The sequence below is a fragment of the Luteolibacter sp. Y139 genome (assembly GCF_038066715.1).
GTDB classification, from domain to species: Bacteria; Verrucomicrobiota; Verrucomicrobiia; order Verrucomicrobiales; family Akkermansiaceae; genus Haloferula; species Haloferula soli.
This window is the reverse complement of sequence record NZ_JBBUKT010000019.1, coordinates 31762-54167: the sequence shown is the minus strand read 5'-3', so window position 1 is coordinate 54167 and position 22406 is coordinate 31762. Positions and strand designations below refer to the sequence as shown.

General features: G+C 63.4%; 12 protein-coding genes. All 12 read right to left on the bottom strand.

Annotated features, from left to right (window positions below; genetic code table 11):
• Positions 1-17 precede the first annotated feature (17 nt).
• The 12 genes from WKV53_RS28090 to WKV53_RS28035 all read right to left on the bottom strand — a co-directional run bounded on the left by WKV53_RS28090 (position 18) and on the right by WKV53_RS28035 (position 22357).
• Positions 18-7871, bottom strand: coding sequence for a malectin domain-containing carbohydrate-binding protein (locus tag WKV53_RS28090; RefSeq protein WP_341408178.1), 7854 nt, complete (start codon positions 7869-7871; stop codon positions 18-20).
• A 449-nt stretch (positions 7872-8320) separates the two neighbouring features.
• Positions 8321-9217, bottom strand: a complete 897-nt coding sequence (locus WKV53_RS28085) for a glycosyltransferase family 2 protein (RefSeq protein ID WP_341408177.1) — start codon at positions 9215-9217, stop codon at positions 8321-8323.
• A 22-nt stretch (positions 9218-9239) separates the two neighbouring features.
• A complete protein-coding gene (locus WKV53_RS28080) occupies positions 9240-10799 on the bottom strand; it encodes a lipopolysaccharide biosynthesis protein (RefSeq protein ID WP_341408176.1) in 1560 nt (519 codons plus the stop codon).
• Complete coding sequence (locus WKV53_RS28075; protein ID WP_341408175.1) at positions 10789-12246, bottom strand: glycosyltransferase; 1458 nt, start codon at positions 12244-12246, stop codon at positions 10789-10791. Before WKV53_RS28075 ends, WKV53_RS28080 begins: the two co-directional genes overlap by 11 nt.
• A 42-nt stretch (positions 12247-12288) precedes the next feature.
• On the bottom strand, positions 12289-13617 hold the full coding sequence (locus tag WKV53_RS28070) for a hypothetical protein (RefSeq protein WP_341408174.1): 1329 nt from the start codon (positions 13615-13617) through the stop codon (positions 12289-12291).
• 36 nt (positions 13618-13653) lie between these two features.
• Positions 13654-14835 (bottom strand): glycosyltransferase family 4 protein, encoded by a 1182-nt coding sequence (locus tag WKV53_RS28065; RefSeq protein ID WP_341408173.1) that lies wholly within the window; start codon positions 14833-14835, stop codon positions 13654-13656.
• Positions 14836-14913: 78 nt separating this feature from the next.
• On the bottom strand, positions 14914-17082 hold the full coding sequence (locus WKV53_RS28060; protein ID WP_341408172.1) for a chitobiase/beta-hexosaminidase C-terminal domain-containing protein: 2169 nt from the start codon (positions 17080-17082) through the stop codon (positions 14914-14916).
• Positions 17083-17408: 326 nt separating this feature from the next.
• Positions 17409-18296 (bottom strand): glycosyltransferase family 2 protein, encoded by an 888-nt coding sequence (locus WKV53_RS28055; RefSeq protein WP_341408170.1) that lies wholly within the window; start codon positions 18294-18296, stop codon positions 17409-17411.
• Positions 18297-18318: 22 nt separating this feature from the next.
• Positions 18319-19269, bottom strand: coding sequence for a glycosyltransferase family 2 protein (locus WKV53_RS28050; protein ID WP_341408169.1), 951 nt, complete (start codon positions 19267-19269; stop codon positions 18319-18321).
• Complete coding sequence (locus WKV53_RS28045; protein WP_341408168.1) at positions 19266-19823, bottom strand: acyltransferase; 558 nt, start codon at positions 19821-19823, stop codon at positions 19266-19268. The genes WKV53_RS28050 and WKV53_RS28045 overlap by 4 nt, the downstream gene beginning before the upstream one ends.
• A gap of 39 nt (positions 19824-19862) precedes the next feature.
• Positions 19863-21308, bottom strand: a complete 1446-nt coding sequence (locus WKV53_RS28040; RefSeq protein WP_341408167.1) for a sugar transferase — start codon at positions 21306-21308, stop codon at positions 19863-19865.
• Between the two features lie 53 nt (positions 21309-21361).
• On the bottom strand, positions 21362-22357 hold the full coding sequence (locus tag WKV53_RS28035) for a polysaccharide deacetylase family protein (protein ID WP_341408166.1): 996 nt from the start codon (positions 22355-22357) through the stop codon (positions 21362-21364).
• Positions 22358-22406: the final 49 nt, after the last annotated feature.

Sequence of the window (22406 nt, the reverse complement as noted above, 5' to 3'; positions counted from 1 at the left end):
CCGGGGCTTTTCGGAGGTTATGGGGCTGGCTCGAAGAACAATTGGTAGAAGGCGCGGGTGCCTCCGGTGTTGTCCTGGACCGTGTAGGTGGCCCGTTGGGTAGGCGTCATGCCTTCAATCTGGGCCTTGGTGATGGTGTTGATGCGATTGGCGACGTTGGCGATATCGCTGAGGTTCGCGCTACGGTGGACGTAGTAGTTGCCGATCGGCTTCAGGGCGGGGAGGGCGATGAGCTTGCCGGCGCCTTGCTTGGTGCAGGTCAGGTGGAACACCAGATCGTCATTCGGATCATTGGGGTTCATCTGAAGCTGGTATTCATCGAGGTTGGACAAGCCGCCGTGGTCGGAATCGGCGGTCGTCTGGCCCGTGAGGTTGTAGGATGTCAACCATTCCGCGAAGGTCGGCAGACCGGTCGAAGCGATGGCCGTGACTTCCACTGCGCACACCTTCGGATTCTGGATGCCGAGGTGGTCGAAGCGGATATTGAGGTTGCCGTCGGTGACTGTCACCGGGGAAAGCACCATCGTGAGGGCGGCGTTCGAACCCACGCGATCGAAGATGTCGAGGTCGTCGATGGCGAGCTGCTCTTCGGCATACACGTCGAAGACGCGCTGTCCGGCGGCAGTGATCTGATTGTAGGTCTCGGCGAAGTAGAGCTTCACCTCATACTTGCCATTGGGAACCACGGTCGAGAACTCCAGGTCCGCACCGGCAGGGGAAGTATCGAAGCGCTCGGACTGGTAGAGCGAGTCATCGTCCGTTCCGGAGATCGGGATCGTGTTGTTGGGGGCGGTGCTGCCGGTATTGAAGAAGCCGACATCTTCCGCCCACACGTTGCCGAGCACGTCCGTGAATTGGCCGCCACCAGCGTTCACGCGGGCGACCACGGCACCGAGGACCCGTGGAGTGGCCGAGGCGGTCACGTTGGCGGAGGTATTGGTGGAGGTGTCCACTGCACGCACCAGGTAGGTGTAGGTCTGGCCGTTGTTCAGGCCGCTATCGACATACCCCGGCGAGCTGACGGTGGTGATGAGCACGCCGTTGCGGCGGACTTGATAGCCGCTCACATCGTTCGCGGCGGAGGCCAGCCAGGAGAGCGTGACGCTGCCATTGCCGGGAACGGCGGTCAGATAACGCGGGGCTGGCGGGGCGACCGCATCGGGCGGAGTGGTGGCATTCGCCGTGGCGGAGGCCGACGTGTTGCCGGCGACGTCCTTGGCCTTGACTTCATAGACAAAGGCGACGTTCCCGATCAGGCCGGTATCCGTGTAGCCGGGGCTGGTGACGGTGCCGATCTGGTTGCCATCACGCAGAACCAGGTAGCTCTGGACCCCGCTGCCGCCGATGTCGGTGGAAGCCTGCCAGGTGAGGGCGACTTGGCCCAGGCTTGGCGTGGCCACCAGACTTCCCGGCACGGTCGGCGGGGTGGTATCGAGCGCCACCGTGGTGACCGGCAGAACTGCGGCCGCCGAAACATTGCCGATCACGTCGTAGGCAACCACACGATACTCATAGGCGGTTCCCGGAGTGAGGCTGCTTTCGGAGAACGAGGGGCTGGTCACGGTGCCAACCAGCTGCGCCTGTTCCACGGTTTCCGTTGCCGGAATACGGCGGTAGACACGGTAGCCGGCGAGGCCGCTGCCACCCGAATTGTCGGTGGATGCGGTCCACGACAGGCTTGCGCCGGTCTGGGTCACATTCGACGAAGCCAGATTGCTGGGGACGCTCGGAGCGGTCGTGTCGTTGGAGATCACGGGATAGATCTCGATCGCGTTGACCTGGGGATTCTGGAGAGCGGTCAATACCCCATCGACCATGTCCTTGACGACCAGGAAGTCGATGGTCAGGGACCCATCGCTCACGACGACTGGCAAGGCCTTCACCAGCGCCTTGTTCGCGCCCACTTCGGAGTAGATATCAAGGTCGTCCAGTGCCACCGATCCTTCGACGGCAACGTCGAACACCCGCTTGTGGACGGCGGTTTGGCTCGTTTCGGAGAAGTGCAGGCGAAGTTCATAGACACCATTGGTGACCGGGAACTGATACTGCAACGGTGTCGTGGAATTCCGGTTCTTGGAGCGGCTGGTCTTGTAGATTTCCGGGATGGTGGTCCCGGTCACGGTCGTGGTGACGGTGCCGGTGGTGGCGTTGTTGCTGTTGAAATAAGCGTCCTGCGCCCAGACGGTGCCGGTAGGGTCGGTGTAGTTGCCGACCGCGGGGCCGCAGTTGATGCGGTAGAGCGCGGCTCCGAGCGACTGCGGCTGGACGGTGGCGGAAGCCGGGGTGGAATGGTTGCCCGCGGCGTCCACGGCCTTCACTTGATAAGCGTAGGTGGTTCCATTGGTGACGGCGTTATCCGTGTAGTTCAGCGTGGTCACCGTCGTCAGTTCCACCGAGTTGCGGAGGATCTGGTAGTGGTCAACCGGGCCGCCCGTCGATGGTGCCTGCCAGGACAGGGCCACCAGGCCGTTGCCAGGGAGTGCCACGAAATTCTGCGGCGGAGGCGGCGGGGTGGTATCGGGATCGGTCGTGACGTTGAGGGTGGAAGCGGTCGACAGATTGCCCGCCGCGTCCCGTGCCTCCACGGAGTAGCTGTAGGCGGTGTTCGGGGTCAGGCCGGTTTCGCTGAAGCCAGTGGTGGAGACGATGCCGAGGGTAGTGGCGCCCCGCTTCACGACCCACGCGACGGCATCGTCGGCAGGCGTGTTCCACGAGAGGGAAACGCTGGCGTCGGTCTTGGCGGAGACGATCAGGTTCGCCGGTGCTGCCGGCGGAGTGGTGTCCGGCGGACCGTCCTGAAGCGGGAAGATCTCAATGCCGGAGACCTGCGGGTTCTGGGTCACGACGGTGAAGTCGATCGTCATCTTGCCGTCGGCGACGGTGACGGGGATCGCTTTCACGAGCGCGGTATTGAGGCCGGCTTCGGCGAAGATGTCGAAGTTGGTCAAGGCGGCAGCGCCTTCCACGGCGACGTTGAAGACCCGGACTCCGGCGGCGTTGGCTCCGGTCCACACTTCGGCGAAGTGCAGGCGCAGCTCATACTCGCCATTCGGGACGTTGAACTCGTACTTGAGCGGAGTGTTCGATTGCCGGTTCTTGTAGCGGTAGGTCCGGTACATTTCCTGGGCATTGGTGCCAGCGATCGTCGTGGTAATGGCCGGGGTCGGTCCGGTGGTATTGCTGCTGGCATTGTAGCCGGAGTCGGTGGCCCAGACGAGGCCGTCCAAGTCGGTGTAGCTTCCGCTCAGCAGGCCGCAGTCGACGCGATAAAGCGCCGGTCCGACTGCACGGGGTTTCACCGAGACCGTGGCAGCCGGTGAAAGCTTGCCGACCACGTCGACCGCCACCACGGAGAACTGGTAGGTGGTGCCGTTGGTGAGGCCGGTGTTCGTGTAGGTGAGGCCGGTGACCACGGCGATCTGGTTGCCGTCACGGGAAATGCGGTATTCCTGAACCTGGGTGTCGTCGGTGGCGGCTTGCCACGAGAGGACGGCCGCTTCGTTGCCTGCGACGCCCTTGAATTGTCCCGGAGTGGTCGGGTTCTGGGTGTCGGCCGCGGTGGTGAGAGTCAGCGTCGTGCGGGGCGAAACATTGCCGGCGGCGTCGAAGGCTTCCACGCCGAAGGTATATTGGGTGGCCGGCATCAGGCCGGTCGCGACGTAGGACAGCGAAGTCGTCTGGACGAGCGCGGCAACCTGGCCGGTGCGATAGAGGCGGTAGCCTGCGATGCTTCCGGAGTTATCGGAAGCCTGGGACCAAGCGAGCTGGACGCTCGAAGACAGCAGGTTCGACTGGGTCAGGATCGCCGGGGCCACGGGAGGTTCCGTGTCAACTCCGGCCACGCTGAGCTGGTAAACTTCAATGCCACAGATGAAGGGATTCTGCACCTCGTGGCGCAGGCCGAGCGTGAGCAGGCCATCGGTTACGGTGGTCTGCAGGGTTTTCACCAGCTTGGCATTCGCGCCGGCTTCGGCGAAGACGTCGAGGTTGTTGATCGCGGTCTGACCTTCCAACTGGACGTCAAACACGCGCTGTCCTGCGGCGGTGATGCTGGACCAGGTTTCGGCGAAGTGCAGGCGCACCTCGTAGTTGCCGTTCGGGACCGTGAAGTTGAAGTCGAGTGGCGAGGAAGCGCTGCCGTCGTAGCGGAAGGTCTGATAGAGCACATCATCGTCCGTGCCCGAGATCGCGTTGGCGAAGCCGGCGTTGTCTCCCGAAGTCGTGTTGTAGGTGCTGGTGCTGAGGTCCGGTGCCCAGACTTGACCCGCGGTGTCGGTGTAGCTGGTGGTGGAGCCGGCGTTGATGCGGAAGAGTGCAGTCGGTGCCGCGGCGGTCGGATTGTACTCGATCGTCAGCACGTTCGAGGTGGCGCTGCGATTGCCGCTGCCATCGGTCAGGAAGGCCGTGACCATGTGGATGCCGCCGAGTGTCGTGTCGTAGTTCAACGTGAGCGGGACATCCACGTAGCCATTGGCGCCGATGGTGGCGTCGCTGTAGCCGAACGACTCGACCCGATTGGTCTCGAAAGGATCGATCTGGTAGCCCGGCACCGTGAAGGCGCCATCGACAAGACGGAGTGCGGAGCGGAATACACCCAATTCCACCGCAGAACCCGCAGGGCCGACGATTCGGACGGTTGGTTGCGTGGTGGTGGTGAATGGTGAGGACTGGCCTGCGACCGAGATGACCGGTGTCGGAAGCTGGGAGGTGGCAAGCTGGGCCATCGAGCCCTTGTTGGCGTTCGAGGTTCCGGGCAAGCCAGCGAGGCGGCTCTTGCGGACGGTGCCGTCGTCAAAGGTCACGGTGATCGTAGCACCGATGATTTCGAGGCCGGAAACGCTGCTCGCTTCGAATGGACCTGGTCCCGTCACCGGCGTCGGCGTCATCTTGACGCTGAGTGGATCGATGTCGGAAGAGAACTTCAGCAAGCGTCCCGCCGGGAAATCCATGCCGGAGGTATTGACGGTGATCATGCTGTAGCCGTCGGCGCTATCGACGCCATTATGCGGAGCGCCAAAGGCGTAAGTCGCCGAGCCGGTGGGCGCCGGGAGATCCGCGACGTCATTCGGGTCCACCTCGAAGGCCTTGCCATCAGCATCGCCCGCGGTGTGATTGGGGTCGAAGACGACATCCGGCATCATGCCGGTGCGCAGGTCGACGGAGACCGAGGTGATCTTCTGGCCGCCGGTGGAGGTGTTCTCCAGCTTGTAGGAGCCGCCGGTATTGGTGGAGGAGCTGGTGAGGGTTCCCGCGCCGCTGATGGTCAGCTTGGCAGAAGCCGTGTTCGGCACCGGTGAGACATCGAAGTAGTCCCAGGTGGCATTGAAGGTCGGCGTCGCGACATTGCCGGTGGTTGCGAGCAAGCCGAAGGCCATCGCGTTCGTGCCGCGGATGGAGTCGAGGACCTTGCCGGTGACGGTTAGCGCAGGGCCGGGGTAGGTGAAGGCGCCACCGCCGAGCGAGTAGCCGGGACGAACGGTTCCGGCGATGGGATCGATGAGGAAGCCGAGGATGACATCGGAGCTGAAGATGCCCGGCGCGGCATAGATCGTCTGGGTCAGGATGATCCCGTTTTTCTCATACACCACTTCGATGCCGCCGGCACCGTTGTTGGCGTTGACCGCGATCTGGACGTAGTTGTCCTGGTCGCCATTGCCGATAAAGATGCCCTGCGATTGGGCAGCGGTCGGCGTGCCATTGAAGAGCAGGCCGCCGAGGCGGGAGGTGGCAAGGACGGGGCCGGTGAACTCATTGATGTTCACGCCGAAGTCGAAACCATTGATCTGGGTGTTCGATGCACCATGCGGAGTGCCCGGGCCGACGGTGGGATCGGTGAAGAGACCGGCGGTGCCACCGGCGATCAGCTCGTCCACGTTCATCTTCTGAGCGTAGTTTTCGCCGGGGTTCATCATCACGCCCTTGAAGCCGATGCTGAAGAAGCCGATGCCAAGTTCATTGAAGAGTTCGCGGCGCACGGGCGGGGCGACATCGCGGCCATTGAGCGCGTCGATCGCGAACATGTCCTGGGTGTCGACGATTCCGTCATTGTCGTCGTCGGAATCAAGCAGGTCGGAAAGGAAGTCGCCGTCATTGTCCGGCGGGGTGACCGCGGGCGAGCAGGGCTCGGAGTTGTTGGTGAGCTCGTCGGCGTTGCTGTAGCCGTCGTTATCCTCGTCCAGTGCAAAGCTGAAGACGCCGGAGCAAACGCCGCCGCCGCCGGAGCCGAAGTCGGTGGGCTCGAGGATGGTGATCTTGCTGGAGTGGTGGCCGACGAAGATGGTGCCCCACAGCGCGGGAGCGGCACCGGGTCCAGGGCAGGTCACATCGAGCGGAGTGCCGTAGGAGCTGCCGCTGAGAAGGATGCTGCTGCCGGTGGCGGCGGTGCCATCGGCGTTCATGATCACGCGCTGAACGGAGTTCGCGCTGTATTGGGTGGCGATGATGTTGCCGACCATGGCGCCGCCGAAGTTCGGGGCGGTGTACTCGGCCACACCAGTGGTGGAGGCGCTATTGGTGATGAGCGCGCCATCGGCGGCACCGGGGAGCTTGAAGTCACCCTGGCGCGGATCGGCCATCGAGACGGGGACGGGCGGCCAGTCGGTGGTGGGAGAGGCGGCGTAAACGAAGCCGCCGCCGGGGCCTTCAATATTGTGGAACCAACCGGCACCGGCGGGATTTGCGCGGATCGGATTCGGGTGGCCGCGGTAGCCGCCCTGGGTGAGCAGGTAGAGGCCGTCCTTGTTGTTCACCGTGCCAGGCTCACCGGTGACGTATTCATTGGTGACGGTGGCGGGCGTGGCTTCGTTCTTCGGGTAGCCGCCCCAACCGTTGTTGGCGGCGTTGTCGAAGGTATACATTTTTCCCGCGCGGCCCGGCGTCTTCGCGATGAGAATGTCGTAGGGATTGCGGAAACCGGCGTGGAAGATTTGCACCGGGCCGCCGAGGACCAGCTTGGCCTGGTTGAGGCCGTCATTTCCGCCGAAGGGATCGTTCACGTCCGAGCCGTCCGGGTTGTGGGCGCGGGACGGGTTCGGGTCATTCAGGGTCGGGAGATCGTAGAGGTAGTTCTGGCCGTGCGCGTCGGTCTTGACCGGCAGCGCATTGATGGCGACCAGGTCGATCGAGAGGATGGCAGCGGAGAGCGCATACTCGGCCGCGTAGGCGAAGTTGGCCGAAGGGCTGCCGGCGTTGGTATTGCCACCTTGCGCGAGGTAGAGGGTATTGCCATCGGCGCTGATGTTGAGGCCGTTGTTGGCGTGGTTTTCTTCCGAACGCGGCAGGCCGCGAACGATGTCCACCTTTTCCCAGACGCCGCTGCCATTCTTGGTCAGGCGGGAGATGATGCCGGAGTTCGTGTCGAGATTGAAGTCGGTGCCACCGCTGCCCGCCCCTTCACGAGGATCGCAGGAGGAAACATAGATGACCGGATTCGCCGCGGTGCCAGTGACCACGAGGCCGGTGCACTGGCGATAGCCGACGGCGCCGTTCGCGAGCAGCGGCGCGGGATTGTAGGTCCCGTCGTCATCGTAGTTCGGGAGGTTTTTGACCAGCAGGATGGTCTCGGCATTGGTCGCCTGATAATTGTTTGCCGCGACGCGCGTGACATCGCAGGCAATCACGGTGCCATTCAGCTGCGTGAAGTAGAGGCGGTTGTCCGGGCCGAACTGGAGCGAGGTGACGTCCTTCGCCTTGTTGTTGTTATTGCCGGCGGGCCAGTTCAACAAACTCGGCGAGAAGCCGACCGTCTGCGCCTTGGCAACTGGAAGTGCCGCCGTTACCAGCAGCACGGATAGCTTGAGCGCGGTTCGCCATCCGCTCGACGACGCATCAGCGCGTTCGTTCGAACCTCGGGAAAGGAACTTCAATTTCATCTGGGGGGTAGGACAGGGGGGAACGGGAACAGGAAACAGGGGGGAACGAGAAAGAGACTAACAGGGCCGGATCTCAGGGATCACCGGGACCGGCCCAATGATCCGTGCAAGGATCACGCAGGGACTCGACCACAAGGGGGAGTCCGGAGCCAACGAAGCGGGGGAACTTGGCATGACCTGGGGGGATTGTCCGGCCGGGACGCGGGGGGCGTGATCCGGTCAGGATGGGGAGGGGGAATGATTGAAAGCAAAACAAACTATCAAGCGCTCAAAAGCCGGGCCAGATATTTTTAGGCATCTCCGAAATCCTGATAATTAGCTTAGGTTAACTGAGCGGCGTCCTTGCGGCTTGGCTGCGATGGGTGAGTGGAATCGAGCAATTGCTACGCCATGGGTCCATTACGCGATCACGTATGCGTAATTATAGGCAATGGACGCGGAGGAAGGTGTTAGGAACCGCAGCCTTGGTGGCCTTGCCAGACGCCGAGGTTCCAGTGGCGCCGCTGCTGGTAGTGGAAGTGTCTGGCGTCGCTGAGCAGGGCCTTGCCGATCTTGGTCACGACGCCGAGGCCGACGATCTTGCCCCAAGCCATGGCGGCCTTGCTGAAGCGCTTCGGCGCGGGCGCGGCGGCCAGCTTGTGGCCAACGAGCAGGCCCATGCGGCGATTGCGCTCCAAGGTCCATGCGGTGGAGCAGCGGTCCTCGGGGACGTGGTGCCAAACCAGGCCGGCGGGCAGGTAGACGCCCTTCACGCCTTGATCGAGCATGACCTTCTGGAGGTCGGTTTCATCGCCGACGGAGATGAGGCGGCCGGGGCCGATGTCGGGATTGAAGTTGCCGGCCTTCTTGATGTCGTCGGCAAAGGCGGCCCAGTTGAAGCCGAGAGCGAGCGGCTCATTCAGGTCGCGGATCGTCTCACCGTAGCTCCAGCCCTTCGCGGAGTAGGGAAGGTAGTGCTTGAGCCACTCGGGCGGCGGCACGTCGTAGTCGACATTGCACTTGCCAGCGTAGAACTCGCCGCCGGTCTTGCCCTTGGCGGCTTCGGCATAGGCGCGGACGCAGCCCGGATCGATGCGCACGTCATCGTCGAAGAAGACGACGAACTCGCCGTCACAGGACTCGAGCGCGAGATTCAAGGCAGCGCATTTGCTGCCGACCGGTGTGTAGAGATACTCGACCGGGAGCTTGTCGGCGAAGCTGGCGGCCTTGGACTCGGCCTGATCCTTCTTGCCGTTTTCCACGACCATGACGCGGGTCACGGAGTCGGGAAGATCGGCATCGACCAGACACTGGAGCGTCCTCACGAGGAGTTCGCCGCGTTGGCAGGTGGGAATGATAATGACCATCGGGGGGGGAATGATCGTGAGGTTAGCGTGATCTGAACTCGCTGGCAATGCGGCGGAAGAAATCCAGCTTCTTGAAACCGAAGAGCAGCGTGGCGGCATACACGATGCCGAAGGAAGCCATGGCGGCGATGGTCCACAGCCAGGGATTCGCATGAGCGGCGGCGAGGCCCTTCATCCACCATGCGACGGCGGCGGCGGGGAGGCAGGAAATGGCGGGCGGCAGCATGGTGACCAGCACCGAGCGGAGCTTCACCGGCGTGTCCTTCAGCGCCCATGCCCAGTAGGGGATGAAGGTGAGGATCATGACCACCGAGTAGGCGGTCGCCACGCCCTGGGATGAACCGATCTGGCCGGGTTCCTTCGGGCCCAGCAGGAGGCCGATGACGAAGGCGGTGACAATGACCACCGAGTTTGCGAAGCCGAGCCAGCGGTAGCGCTTGGTCATGCCCAGCGAAATGAGGACCCAGCCGGCCGGATTCGAAATGCCGCCGATGAGTGCGGCGGCGGCGAGGAGACGGAAGAGTGTGGCCGAGGCGGCCCAGCTTTCACCCAGCCAGACCCGCACGACTTCATCGGCAAAGAGCGTGATGGCGGAAATGACCGGCAGGCTGAGCGAGCAGACGAGCTGGATGGAATTGAGGAAGTAGCGGCGGAAACGGTCCGGCTCCTTTTGGAGGCGGGACAGGGCCGGGATGCTGACGGAACCGAGAGGGCCGTTGATTTGGCCGACCGGCATCAGGAGGAGATTGTAGGCCTTGTCGTAGAAGGTGCCGGGGATCGCGCCGCAGTACTTCGAGATCAGCATGGTATCGGCCTGCCGCGAGAAGTAGTTCATGATGTTGAACCCGAGGACATCGCCGCCGAATTTCACCATGCTCTTCACGCCATTCCCGCGCGAGGGAAGGCTGGGAACCCAGCGCAGGGCGATCCATGCGGCGGCGGATTTGGCGAATGCCGGGACCACCGCGAGGGCGACCAATGGCCAGTAGCCCATTTCCTTTCCCCCTTGCTTGGCCATCCACACCGCGACCACGACGCCGGCGAGCGACGAGAAGACCTCGACCCCAGCCAGCAGCGGGTAGCGTTGGTTGCGCGTGAGTAGCGCGGTGTGCTGGAGCCCCAGGCTGCCGAAGACGAAGCTCAACGCGAGAATCGGGATGATGGTGAGCAGCTCGCTCCGGTGATAGAATTGCGCGACCAAGGGCGCGGACGCCGCGAAGATGGCCGCGAGGAGCAGGCCCAGCGCGACATTGATCCAGAACAGGGTCGAGATCTGGCGGTGGTTGATTTGCTCCCGCTGGATGGTGGCCTGGGTGAGTCCGACGTCCGTGAAGATGGTGAGGAAGCCGGAGATGACCGCCGTCATGGTGATCAGGCCGAAGCTGTCCTGGGTGACGAGGCGGGCGAGGATGCCGGTGGAAAGGAACCGCAGGCCAATGCCCGCGATGCGCGAGAACGACATGAAAGACGCCCCGCGGACGGAGCTGCGGCGCAGGTTGCCCGAGACGTCCGGCGCCTCGAAGGGGTCGCGGCGTTTCGGTCGGGATGGAGTCGGTTCGGCGATGACGCTTTCAGCCTGCATTCAAAATCGGGGGGAGGGAAGTGTCTCGGCGGACTTGAGTGAGGAATTCGGCGAGTCTTGCGGTGAGGTTCTTGCGCTCGAACTGGCGGACGAATTCGCCGTTCCAATCGCAGGACCTGCCGCCAGTCTTCCACTTCGCGTGCTGGGCTTTCAAGGCTGCAAGCAGGCCGTGCACATCGCCCGGAGCGGAGAAGACTCCGGTGCCGGCCTGGGTGAGGAAATCGCGGGCGTCGCTTTCCGGGAGGGTGGCCACTACCGGGCGCCCGGCGGCCATGTATTCGTAGGTTTTCCCGGGCACGAGGCCGGCCTTCATGCCTGCCGGCATCTTGTGCATCGGCAGGAACAGCAAATCGGCTCCGCGGACGAAGCGGAGGCACTCGGCGTGGCTAAGGTAGCCGGAGCAGACGAAGAGTTCCTTGGCCGGGGAGGCGTCGATGAGGGCCTGGTCGGCCTTCGAAAGAACGCCGACGCAGTGCATGCGGACCTCGTTCGCGATTTCCGGAGCTTCCTTCAGCCACTGCTCCAGTGCCTGGAGCAGGTAATAGTGCGAGCGCGGGAGACGCTCGACGCCGGGAATGGTGCGGCCTAACAGCTGATACTGGCGCTGGCGGGACCGCTCCATCAGCCCCTGCTCGGCGTGGAAATAGCCGGAGTGGACGATATTGAACTTCCCTCCGCCGATCGGCGGGACCTCGCCGGAGAAGTCCTCGGCATCGTAGCCATTGGTCAGGCTGACGACCTTGGCCGGATCGATCCGGGGCATGGTCTCCCTCACGCGGCGAGCGGACTCCGGCGTGTTCATGATGACCAGCGCGGCGCTCTCCAGCGAACGCTCCATCTGGGCCTTTTCCAGCTCGCGATGGAGGCCGGTGCGGTGCAGCTGGAATTCATCCAGCGCCCACGGGTCGCGGAGATCGGCGACCCAGGGGATGCCGGTGCGACGGGAGATCTCGGCCGCGGCATCGGCCCCGTCGAAGGGCGACATCGTGACGAAGATCAGGTCCGGCTTTTCTTGCTCGGCGATGCGCGTTCCCGCCTCGATGGCGCGCTCCATCCACGTCCGGCCGAAGCGGCTGCGCAGGCCTAACAACTCGCGGGCCGCGCGCTCCAGCTTGCCGGGCGTGTGGACCTCATCGGGGATCGAGACGCGATGGATCTCCACCCCGGCGGGCACCTCGTCCATCAGCGCCTGGTCCTTCGGCGTCCAGCGGCGGCCGTCCGGGGCCTCGATGGTCAGCACGATGGGCAGGTAGCCGGCTTCCGGCAGGTATTTGACAAACTTCAGCGAACGCTGAACGCCACCGCCACCCGCAGGCGGGAAGTGGTAGGCGATGAACAAGATCTTCTTCATGGCCACGCCGGTCCCCGCAGGGGCCACGGCGCGTTCCGCGGCGCGGGATCGCGTCGCGGGTGGCATGAGGTCTTGTTCGGTGTCGGGAGATTTCATTCGGGGGGGGATTGGGATCTTCCGGAGGTCAGGGGTGGTTTCTCAACGCGGCACCCCGTAACTGTAGGGGCCGGGGTTGTTTCCATCGGGAACCCCCTCGGGCTCCTCCGCGGGTTCGTAAATCATGGCCGCCATGGATGCAATGGAGGCGATGCTGAACCAGAAGAAGACATAGGACTGGTCGTAGTAGGCGACGGAGATGCTGCTGGCGGCGTGAGCGGCGAGGCTGGCCCCCATGCACCAGATCATGAAGCGGTCGCGATTTTCGAGGTCGGGCCGGGCGTCCAGAATGTTGCCGACCCATTTGAAGGCGACCCAGATCATGGCGGAGAGGAGGAGGACAGCGATGATGCCGCCCTTCACGCCGAAGCCGAGGTAGTAGTTGGTGATGTCGGTGTGGTCGGCCTTGCCCGGCAAGCCGGAAGGCATCCATGACCGCGTGTGGTCGGTGCCGATGAGCCACCATTCGTCGAAGTGCTTCACAAACGCATCGATCAAGCGCGAGCGATGCCAGCCGGTGCTGCCGCCGCGGCTGAGCTTCGCGATGATGAAGTAGGCGGGCTGCTTCATCAGCAGCGTCAGCGCCAGATAGCCGACCGGGATGGACCAGCGGACGAGGGGCATCCACGGGCGGAACCACCACAGGCACATGGAACCGAGGCCGCAGGCCAGTCCGAGGAGCGGAGTGCTGGACGAGCAGGCGAAGACCATGGTGAGGCAAGCGATGATGCCGGTCGCCGCGGCGCGTGGATTGGTGCGCCACAGGCCGATCAGCAGGGGGATCAGGCCGGCACCGACAGTGCCCGCGAGAATCGCGTGGCGGAAAGGACCGCGGGCGCGGAGGTCGCCGTCCCGCATCACGACATCGACTTTCACCCCGCCGAAGAGGGAGGAGAAGAGGTTCTTGCCGGTGTATTTTTCCTGGAGCATTTCCAAGGCGATCGGGACCAACAGGAGGCCGAGGACGCCAACGATCGAGTAGAGTTCCTCGAGATTCCGGCAGTAGCAGCGCACCAGCAGGTAGCAGATGCCGATTTCGGCGGCTTGGCCGATGATGAACTGGGGCCCGGCCTCGTCGGCGCCGCTTTCATGGAAGAAGCTGGCGAAGAACATCCACCCGAAGAACGCGATCAACAGTTTATCGATGGTATTCGCGCCGCCTTCGATGCCCTCGCCCTTGATGAGGATGCGGAAGAACCCGACCGCCAGCAGCAGGCGGAAGATGGGCAAGCCGACTCCGGCCAGCTCGAAGCGCTGGCCGTGGGTCATGTAGATGATGCCGATCAGGAAGGGGACCAGCGCCCATTTTCGATCGACGGTGAGCAGCGCGAAGGCCGTGACGAGGAAGAAGATGATTCCGAGTGCGCTCACGAGAAGGGGAACAGGAGAAAGGGAAGGGTGACGGGCTCAAGCGGCGTGGGTGCGCCGGACACTGCGATAGACTTCTTCCAAACGGCGGCCGGCTTGGTCCCACGTCAGCTGGTCCAAGTCGGCGACGGATGCCGCGCGGAGTTTTTCCAGCAGCACGCGGTCGCTATCTAACAGACGGAGATGGGCCGTCAATTCCGCCACGTCGCGGAGCGGATGGATGAGGCCGTTTTGCATGTGTTCGCAGACCGCGCCGGAGGCATCGGAAACGAGCAGCACGCAGCCCGAGCCGCGGGCTTCGTAGGTGACAAGGGCGCTGCCTTCCTCGACCGAGGAGAGCACGAAGACATCGGCCTGGCGCATGAGGTCCGGCAGGTCGGTACGATGGCCCATGATCTTCACGCTGGGGTGGGAAAGCATTGGCTCCAGGCGCTCGCGATAGCCGGGGACGAATTCGCCGCAGACCATGAAGGTGCCCTTTTCATGGGCACCCGAGGCGAGCCACGCCTTCAGCGCGTGGTGCAGTCCCTTGCGCGGCTCGACCACGCCGGCGTAGATCATGACGAGGCCGTCATGGGCGGCGGCATTCGGTGGTTGCGGGCTGAAGCGGGAAAAGTCGTAGCCGTACTGGTGGCGCACCAGCTTCGATTCGGTGAAGCCGCGATCGATGAAGGTCTTTGCCACGAAGTCCGAGGGGCATAGTAGATAGTCGGCCTCGGCGTATTCGGTCTCCTCCAGCGCGAGGCGCTTGGGGTCGACCTCGTGGTCATGATTGTCCGGCAGCACGATGCCGACGTCGCGGTTCTCCCGCTCGACTTCCTCGTAGGCATAGGCGGTGTGTGCGTTCGGCCGCTCCAGCACCACGGGGATGCCATGGCGCTTCGCGGTGCGGATGGTGCGGATCGAGCCGAGCGGCCAGCCATGCACCACATCGACCTCGCGATGGTGGGCATTCAGCCACATCGAGGTGGCGATGTCGTGCCAGTGGCAGGCGAGATCGCGACCGATGAGCTTGTAAGGCACGCGCAGCTTGCCGACGGAAAGCGTCGTCTTGACCTTGATCCGGTCATTCACCGGGCGGACCTGCGATCCCGCGAACACGGTGACCTGCGCGCCAGCGCGGGAGGCTCCCTCGACCTGATGCCAGGCCGTGGTGCAGATGCGTCCCGCACCTAGCTTGTGCGGGAAACTGTAGAGAACTCGGACGGGGGGGGGATTCACGGGAAAAAGGGGAGGGAGGGCGATGAAACGGCGGCACCACGCCCGTCGCGGTGCCGCCGATAGAGTGGAAGCGAAGCCTCAGGGATTCGACGTCACCCGCAGGTTTTGCGGAGCGGACGGCGGCGTCGAGGTGCCGAAGACCACGTCGGACACGGTGTGCGTGCCGCCTTGGAGGGCGACGAGGGCCATGTGATTGAAGCTGGTAGCTGCGGCCTGCTCGGTCCGGAAGCTGTAGTTCTGCGCGATCACGACCGGTGCCGCGCCGTCAGGGGTCACGGTCACCGAGTATTTCTTGGTCGAGAAATCCACGTCCATCTGGAAGCGGTAGATCGTTCCCGCGGAATAGTTCAGCGTGGCGAGCGCGGCATAGGCACCGCCGTTGCGGGCGTCGATCGTGCCGTTGATATTGAACCGGGCGATGCAGGCGAGATCCTTGTAGTCGTTCACGGCGGCCGGTGCCAGGCCGGTCACGGCGTCGATGAAGGGACCATCAGGAGTCGCATTCCACCGGACGGTGAAGCGCGAGTTCTGGGTTGGAACCACGATATTGGTCCATGCCTCGCTCGAGACGTAGGTATTGCCGATGCCGAAGTTCGCTGCGGTTACGGTGCTGTCCAAGGCACCCGCCTTGACGCCGATCGCCTTCAGCGTGGAGGACGCGGAAATCACGACCGGGCCGCTGTAGAGCGTGGAGGACGCGGAAGGCGTGCTGCCGTCCAAGGTGTAGCGGATCGCGGCACCCGAGGTGGAGGTGGTGATGGTCACCGACTGCGCCGTGCTGAAGAAGCCGCCGTTCGGAGAGATGACCGGGGCGTTCACCTGGTTGGCGATCACGTAGTCGCCGGGCTGGACTCCCGAAGGATCGAGGCCGTTGGCAGTCGCGAAGGCGCGGATGGAGGTGGTCGCCGAAACGGTGACCGGTCCCGTGTAGCGGGTGGACGACGTGGTCGGGGTGCTGCCGTCGGTGGTGTAATAGATGGTCGAGCCCGAGGTGGAGCAGGTCATGGTCACCTGCTGGGTGGCATTGTAGGTGCCGGGGGCCGGGATGAAGACGGGGCGCTGGACGCTGGTGGTCGCGCCCGGGTTCTTCCAGATGTCGTTCAGGTAGGTGTCAGTAGGGATGGGCGGCATGCCCGAGTTGTTCTCATTGAGAGTGGTGTCCACGGTCCAGGATCCGGACTGGGGAGCACTGAGGCTGCCATAGCTCTTGTTGGTCTTGGTATTCTGGACGGAGGCCCACGGGCGGCTCGAGTCGGTGTCATTCAGGCCCATGCCGCCGATGAAGACAGAGTCCTTGGCGGTGAAATTCTTGCCGGAACCGTTGAAAGCGTTTGAGGTTGCCTCGGTGGCACCACCGGGAAGGTGGGGGTAGCGGGAAAGCGAGACGTCGCCCGAGACCACGTAGCACTTCTCGAGGAAAAGCCCGTCCACGTTGCCGGTCTGGATCGAGCAGTTGTTGGACGAGAAGTAGGCGCTATCGCGCAAGGTGATATTGCTGTAGCTGCCGCCGCCGGCCGCTGCCATCTGGAAGGTGTCGGTGTGCGGCTTGCCACCGGTGTAGGGAACTTCAAAGAAGCGGGGTGCGTGATAGCAGCCGTCGAAGCGCCAGCTATCGTAGCCGCCGCCACCGGCATAGAGGTCCGCCGAGTCGTCATTGACCACGTAGCTGTTGGGCTGGACGACTTCCACAACCTCGATGCCCTGGGTCAAGAAGCCATCGGTGCCGTAGATGCCGAGGTGGCCGGTGCATTTGATCCATGCAAGCGCGGAGCGTTGGCAACCGTGCATTTTGACGCCGCTGATATCGATCGATTCGAAGCCGGCGAAGCAGACGCCGTAGACTTTCACGAAGCGGACGCCGTTTTGGAACTTCACGCTGCCGTAGCCGTCGCGAGGAGCGACGGTGACGCGCTGGCCCCAGCTGGTGGAGCCGATGCTTTCGAGAACCGGGGTGGCACCACTCGAAGTGCCGGAGCCGGAAAGAGTGCCGGGAGCGACCAAAATGAGCGTGCCGCTATTGGCTTGGGCCGCGGTGACGGCCTGGATGGCGTTCTTGATGGCCGTCCAGTTGCAGGGGACGTTGACGATGTTCGACACCGTGTTGTCGTACATGAACGGCGTCGGGATCAATTCCGGCCAATGGGTGCCATTGGGGCCGAAGGATGGGACGCGGGTTGGCTTGGCCGACGCCGTGAACGGCGTGGCGAGCAATGCTAGAGCTAGGGAAAAGTAGGCTTTGATTCTCATGAAACAGGTTCGGTGGTTTCCGATTTGCTGGTTTTGAGGGGGATCAGGCCGGCCGGGAGAAAGGTTGAAAGGCGGGTTGAGGGCTCCGCGTTTTCCTTGGTCCGTTAGTTTTCAATCGCAAGCGATGCTTAACGAATTTTAAATTTACCTGAGATTTTCAAATCTGAGAATCCTAGAGTCCGGGTAATCGTGCTGTTAGCAAGGTCTAAGTCGTTTTTGTGTCCTAACAGCTAAATTTGACCATTGGTATTCAGTGGCTTGTGTTGGATGCGGGAATTACGGAGGGACAATGTAGACACAGGAAATAAAGCAGGTGGCGTTCCGTTTCAGGGGGCAAGACCCTGTTTGAGGGCCCCAATTCGCTTCATGGTCTCGGGGCGAAGGGGTTCGCGCTTCTCCAAACGGCGGGGAATCAGCTGGGAAGCCGAGCGCATGGCGCGGATGAAATCCTTCAGGTGGCCGCGGCGGCAGGCGGTGAGGAACTGGAAGGCCATCCGGGGGACCGCATATTGCACTGCCTTCAGGCCCGGCAGGCAGGCGACGGCCACCAGAAGCTGGTTCCGTGGCTTGTAAAAGACGCTGACCTCGCTGCGGCGGGAGACCTCATTGGCGTGGTGGAGGACCGAGAGCTCCGGGCAGTGGAGGATGGATCCGCCCTTGTCCAGGATGCGGAAGGCCAGCTCGACCTCCTCGTAGTGCATGTAGAGGATTTCAGGATACATCCCGGCCTCGATCAGCTCCTCGCGGCGGAACGCGTAGGCGGTGCCGCTGAAGTAGGAGGTGAGGAAGCTCTTGTCGGCGTATTGGTCGATCGGCACCGGGTGCCACCAGCGCGGGGTGTCCTCCGACTTGCCATCCGGCTTGTAGAGACGGAAGGCGAGGCCGGTGACGTTCGGGTGCTGGTTGAAGCGCTTCTGGACGTTGGCGAGGACGTGGCGGTCGGGGACCGTGACGTCGCTGTCGAGCCCGACGATGATGTCGCCCTTGGCCGCGCGGATGCCGCGGTTGCGGGTGACGGCGGGGCCGCCGTTCTTCTCGTTCACCAGGAGGGTGACCTGGGGGAAGGCGGCGCGGATGGCTTCGACGCTGTTGTCCGGCGAGCGGTCGTCGACGACGATGACCTCGAAGTCCGCGCCCTCTTGGGCATGGACATCGGCCAACAGCGCGAGGACGCAATCGCGGCGGTTATAGCTGGGAATGACAACGCTGATCATGGGGGGGCGTTGGTTCGCTGGATCAGGCGGTGGGGCTGCTGCTGTAGCCGCAGATCCACTTGTTGCGCTCCGACCACAGCGTCTGCCAGCGGGCGGCGGCGCTATTGGAAGAGTCCGGGTTGGAGCCCTTCACCTTGCTGATGGCGGCGCGGAGGCCGGTGCCGGTGGCGAGGAAGAACAGGCCGAGCCATTGGGCGAGGCCGGTCCAGTGCGTGCGGACCAAGCTCGCCTTGCCGCGGTAGAGCAGCATCGTCTTGTGGACCGGCGTGTCGGAGCAGGCGCCGACTTCGTGGATGAGGGTCGCGTCCGGGCAGATGACCGGGCGGTAGCCGGCGGCGTGGGCGCGCATGGCCAGGTCGGCATCCTCGCCATACATGAAGTAGCGCTCGTCGAGACCGCCGAGCTGGTTCCACACCTCCGTGGGGGAGAGCAGAAAGCAGCCGGTGATGACGCCGACTTCACGGACGGTGTCGCGTTGCCAGGAGCCGAGCGACTCGGGATCGAGGAAGCGGTTTTTCGGCGCGATGGTGGTGAGACCGAAGGCGAACAAGGTCATGCTCCACAGCGTGGGGCGACCCCAGCAGGAAGACGGCTCGAGGCTGCCATCCGGACGAAGGGTGCGGCCACCGTAGAGGCCGTGATTCGGATTCTTGCGGGCGAAGTCGACGATCACATCGACGGCGTGGTCGAGGATCTCGGTATCCGGATTGAGGAGCAGCACATACTCCGCATTCGAGTGCTTCACGCCGAGGTTCACGCCCTTGGCAAAGCCGAGGTTGGCGCCGGGCAGCACCAGTTCGACTTCCGGGAAGTTCTCGCGGATGAAATTGACGGTATCATCGCGGGAGTCGTTATCGACCACGATGACCTGTTGGGTGACGGACTTCCTCTGGGCGAAGACGCTTTCGAGGCAGGCTCCGATGTGGTCCCGCGAATTGTAGGACACGATGACGATGGCTACGTCGGCTTTCATGGGGGGGATGATTGACCAGCAGTTACGGGTTCTCGTGTTCCGATGACCCGGGCAGGGACTCCCGCGGCGATCGAGCCGGCGGGAAGATCTTTGGTGACGACAGCTCCGGCACCGACGATGCAGCCGTCACCGATGGTGACGCCGGCGGTGATGACGACGCGGGCACCGAGCCACACGTCATTTCCGATGCGGATGTCGCGTTCGTTCTTCGGTTGTTGCCGGAAGGGTTTGCCGGCTTCGAAGCGATAGTCTGAAGCAGTGATGAAAACTTCGGGCGCGAGCGAGACGAAGTTCCCGATGATGATGCGGCCGGTGGAATCGCCGGCCCACAGGTAACAACGCTCGCCGATGTGACAGTCGTGGCCCATCTGGATGCGCTCGCCGTTTCGCAGCGAGGCATTCGGGGCGATGCCCGTGCCCTTGCCCTTCGTGATCTTGCCACGTTCGCGGACATGACTGTAGCCGCTGTAGTGGATCATTTTCAGGATGTGAAGATACGACCGGGGATCGATGAGGGACCCGGCGAAATTCAGGACTTTGGAAAGGGAGGGCATGGTGGTCACCAGACGACTGTCATCATCGGCGGGGATGCATCATGACGCTCCGCGGCCGAACAAGACGGCGGGCACGGTTTTGACGAGGATCTTGAAATCGAGCCAGATCGACCAGTTGTCGATGTACTCGCTGTCCATCTCCATCCAGCGCTCGAAGGTCGTGTTGCTACGGCCGCTGATCTGCCAGACGCAGGTGATGCCGGGCTTCACGGAGAGGCGCTTGCGGAAGAGCCATTCGTACTTCTTCACCTCATCGGGAAGCGGCGGGCGCGGGCCGACGAGGCTCATCTCGCCGTGCAGCACGTTGAAAAGCTGTGGCAATTCGTCGATGCTGGTCTTGCGGATGAAGCTGCCGATCCGGGTGATCCGCGGGTCGTTCTTCATCTTGAAGGCCGGGCCATCGGCAATTTCGTTGAGATGGGCGAGATCCTTCTTCCTGGCTTCGGCGTCCACCACCATGGAGCGGAACTTGTAGATGCGGAAGCTGCGCTGGTTCATGCCGACGCGGTCCTGGGCGAAGAAGACGGGGCCGGGGCTGGTGATCTTGATCAGCACCGCCACCACGATCATCAGCGGGGCGAGCACAATCAGTGCGGCGAGGGAGAGGGAGGCATCCACCATGCGCTTGGCGAGGAGCTGCAGCAGCATCTGCTCGCGGAACATGGTGACGACATGCTGGCCATCGAATTCCTCGAGGTGGACGTTCTTGAAGAGCGTGTCGTCCTTCACGTCCGGCATCAGGCGCACGACGACGCCGAGGTCGCGGGCGTGCTGGATGATGGTGACGATGTCACTGAAACGGGACTCGACCGGGAGGCAGACCATCATTTCATCGACCCGCTCGCGCTTGAGGACGCCTTGCAGGTCATCGAGCATTCCGAGCACTTCGGCGCGGTGATGGGGCTGTCCATCCCAGGCCTGGCGAGCGCTGTCGTTTTCCGCGACGAAGCCGACGATCTTGTAGCCGAGCTCGGGCTTGGCATCGACCTTGGCAGCCACCTCGCTGGCACGCGAGTTCGCGCCGATGATGAGCAGGTAGCGGTAGTTGTAGCCGGAGCGCCGTGCGCTCATGAGGACCAGCCGGAGGAACAGGCGGCTGACGACTCCGGTCGCAGTGACCCCGGTCCAGAAGACGAGGATATTGAGGGTATTGAAGCTGCCGACCGAGAAGATCCCGCTGACGATCATCAGCCAGAAGGCCGCCAGGGTGGTGGCCTTGATGAGATCCTTGATCTGGGTGGTCAGCGCGACAAAGCGGTCGGCCTTGTAGCGGATGGTATAGGCGAAGATACCGACCCAGCCAAAGGCCAGGAAGAGCATGCCGATGGTATCCGCCATCCGATAGGTGGCGGGCGTGGCCGTGTGACCGCCCAAGCGGGCGATGTCCGAACGGAAGTAGATGATCAGGGCTGCCGCTGCCACCAGCATGAGCTGGTCAATCAAGCGGAAACTATGGATCAGCACCTTGTGGCGAAGGCGAATCATTGGGGGGGCGGGGGGATGGGGGGGTGAGGGCGTTTTAGCAGGGGGGAGGGGCGTCAACAAGCCGGATCATCGGCAGCGGGCAAAGGTACCGCATGTTGGCGGAACCAGCACGCGAGATCTTTCGCCAGCGGATTCCAGAATTTGCCCCGGTAGCGGCTGCAGAGGTGCTCGAAGAGTTCCTTCACCAGCAGATGCGGGTAGCAGGAGGAGGTCCGCTTGCCGGAGAAATCCATGTAGTCGGGATGAATATTGACGAGGGCGAGGCCGCCCTGGCGGGCGATCCAGTCGAGCTTTTGCTTCCAGATCGCGACCGTTTCCTCGCCGAGCAGGAGGAACAGGGTGGAGTCCTGGGGCAGGGTGTAGGGGAGTTCGACGTAGCCGGGTTCATCGCCATCCGCCTCGACGAGGAAGGGGAAGATGGTGCCGGAGCCTTCCGGCTGGGGCTCGAAGGGGTCGGTATCGAAGGTGGAGGCGTCGTAGGCGACCTTGAGATCGTGGATCCAATCGAGCTGGCGGAGCATGAATCCGGAGCGGAAGCCGACCGCGCCCCAGTCCTTGAGGTAGCGATTGATGCGGCCGGCCTTTTGGCGGAAGCCGTGGCGGGAGCCGTAGAGCCGGCCGTCGTGATTGAGGTCGTGGACGCCGATTTCGAAGCCGCGTGCTTCGAGCCAGGCGCGCAGCTCGGCTGGATCATCGTAGGGGCCTTCCGGGATGAAGTTGAACGAGGAGCGCAGGCCAAGGGCGACCTCAAGCTGGGCGAGGTCCCGGGCTTTCGACACCCCGGAGCGCGATTCGACATCATGGGTGATGACGAAGGCGAACTCGTTCCCCTGAGGCCAGCCGGGCCAGTGGGCGGGCGGCGTGGCGGAGGTCACGTCGATCGGCCAGGTGCCGTGGCAACCACGCACGATCGACCGCGCGCGGCTGCGGCGGAGAGCCCAGCGCAGCCGGCGAGGGATGAACGGCTTGATCCGGTAGTAAGCCCGGGTCAGCAAGCCGGGCGAGCCGGTCGCCATCGCCTCATAAGAGGAAGCCAGTTGCTTCGGCATCGTCGGATGAGTGGGGGGGAAGGTTCAATCCGGGTGCTCAAAGGGTGAA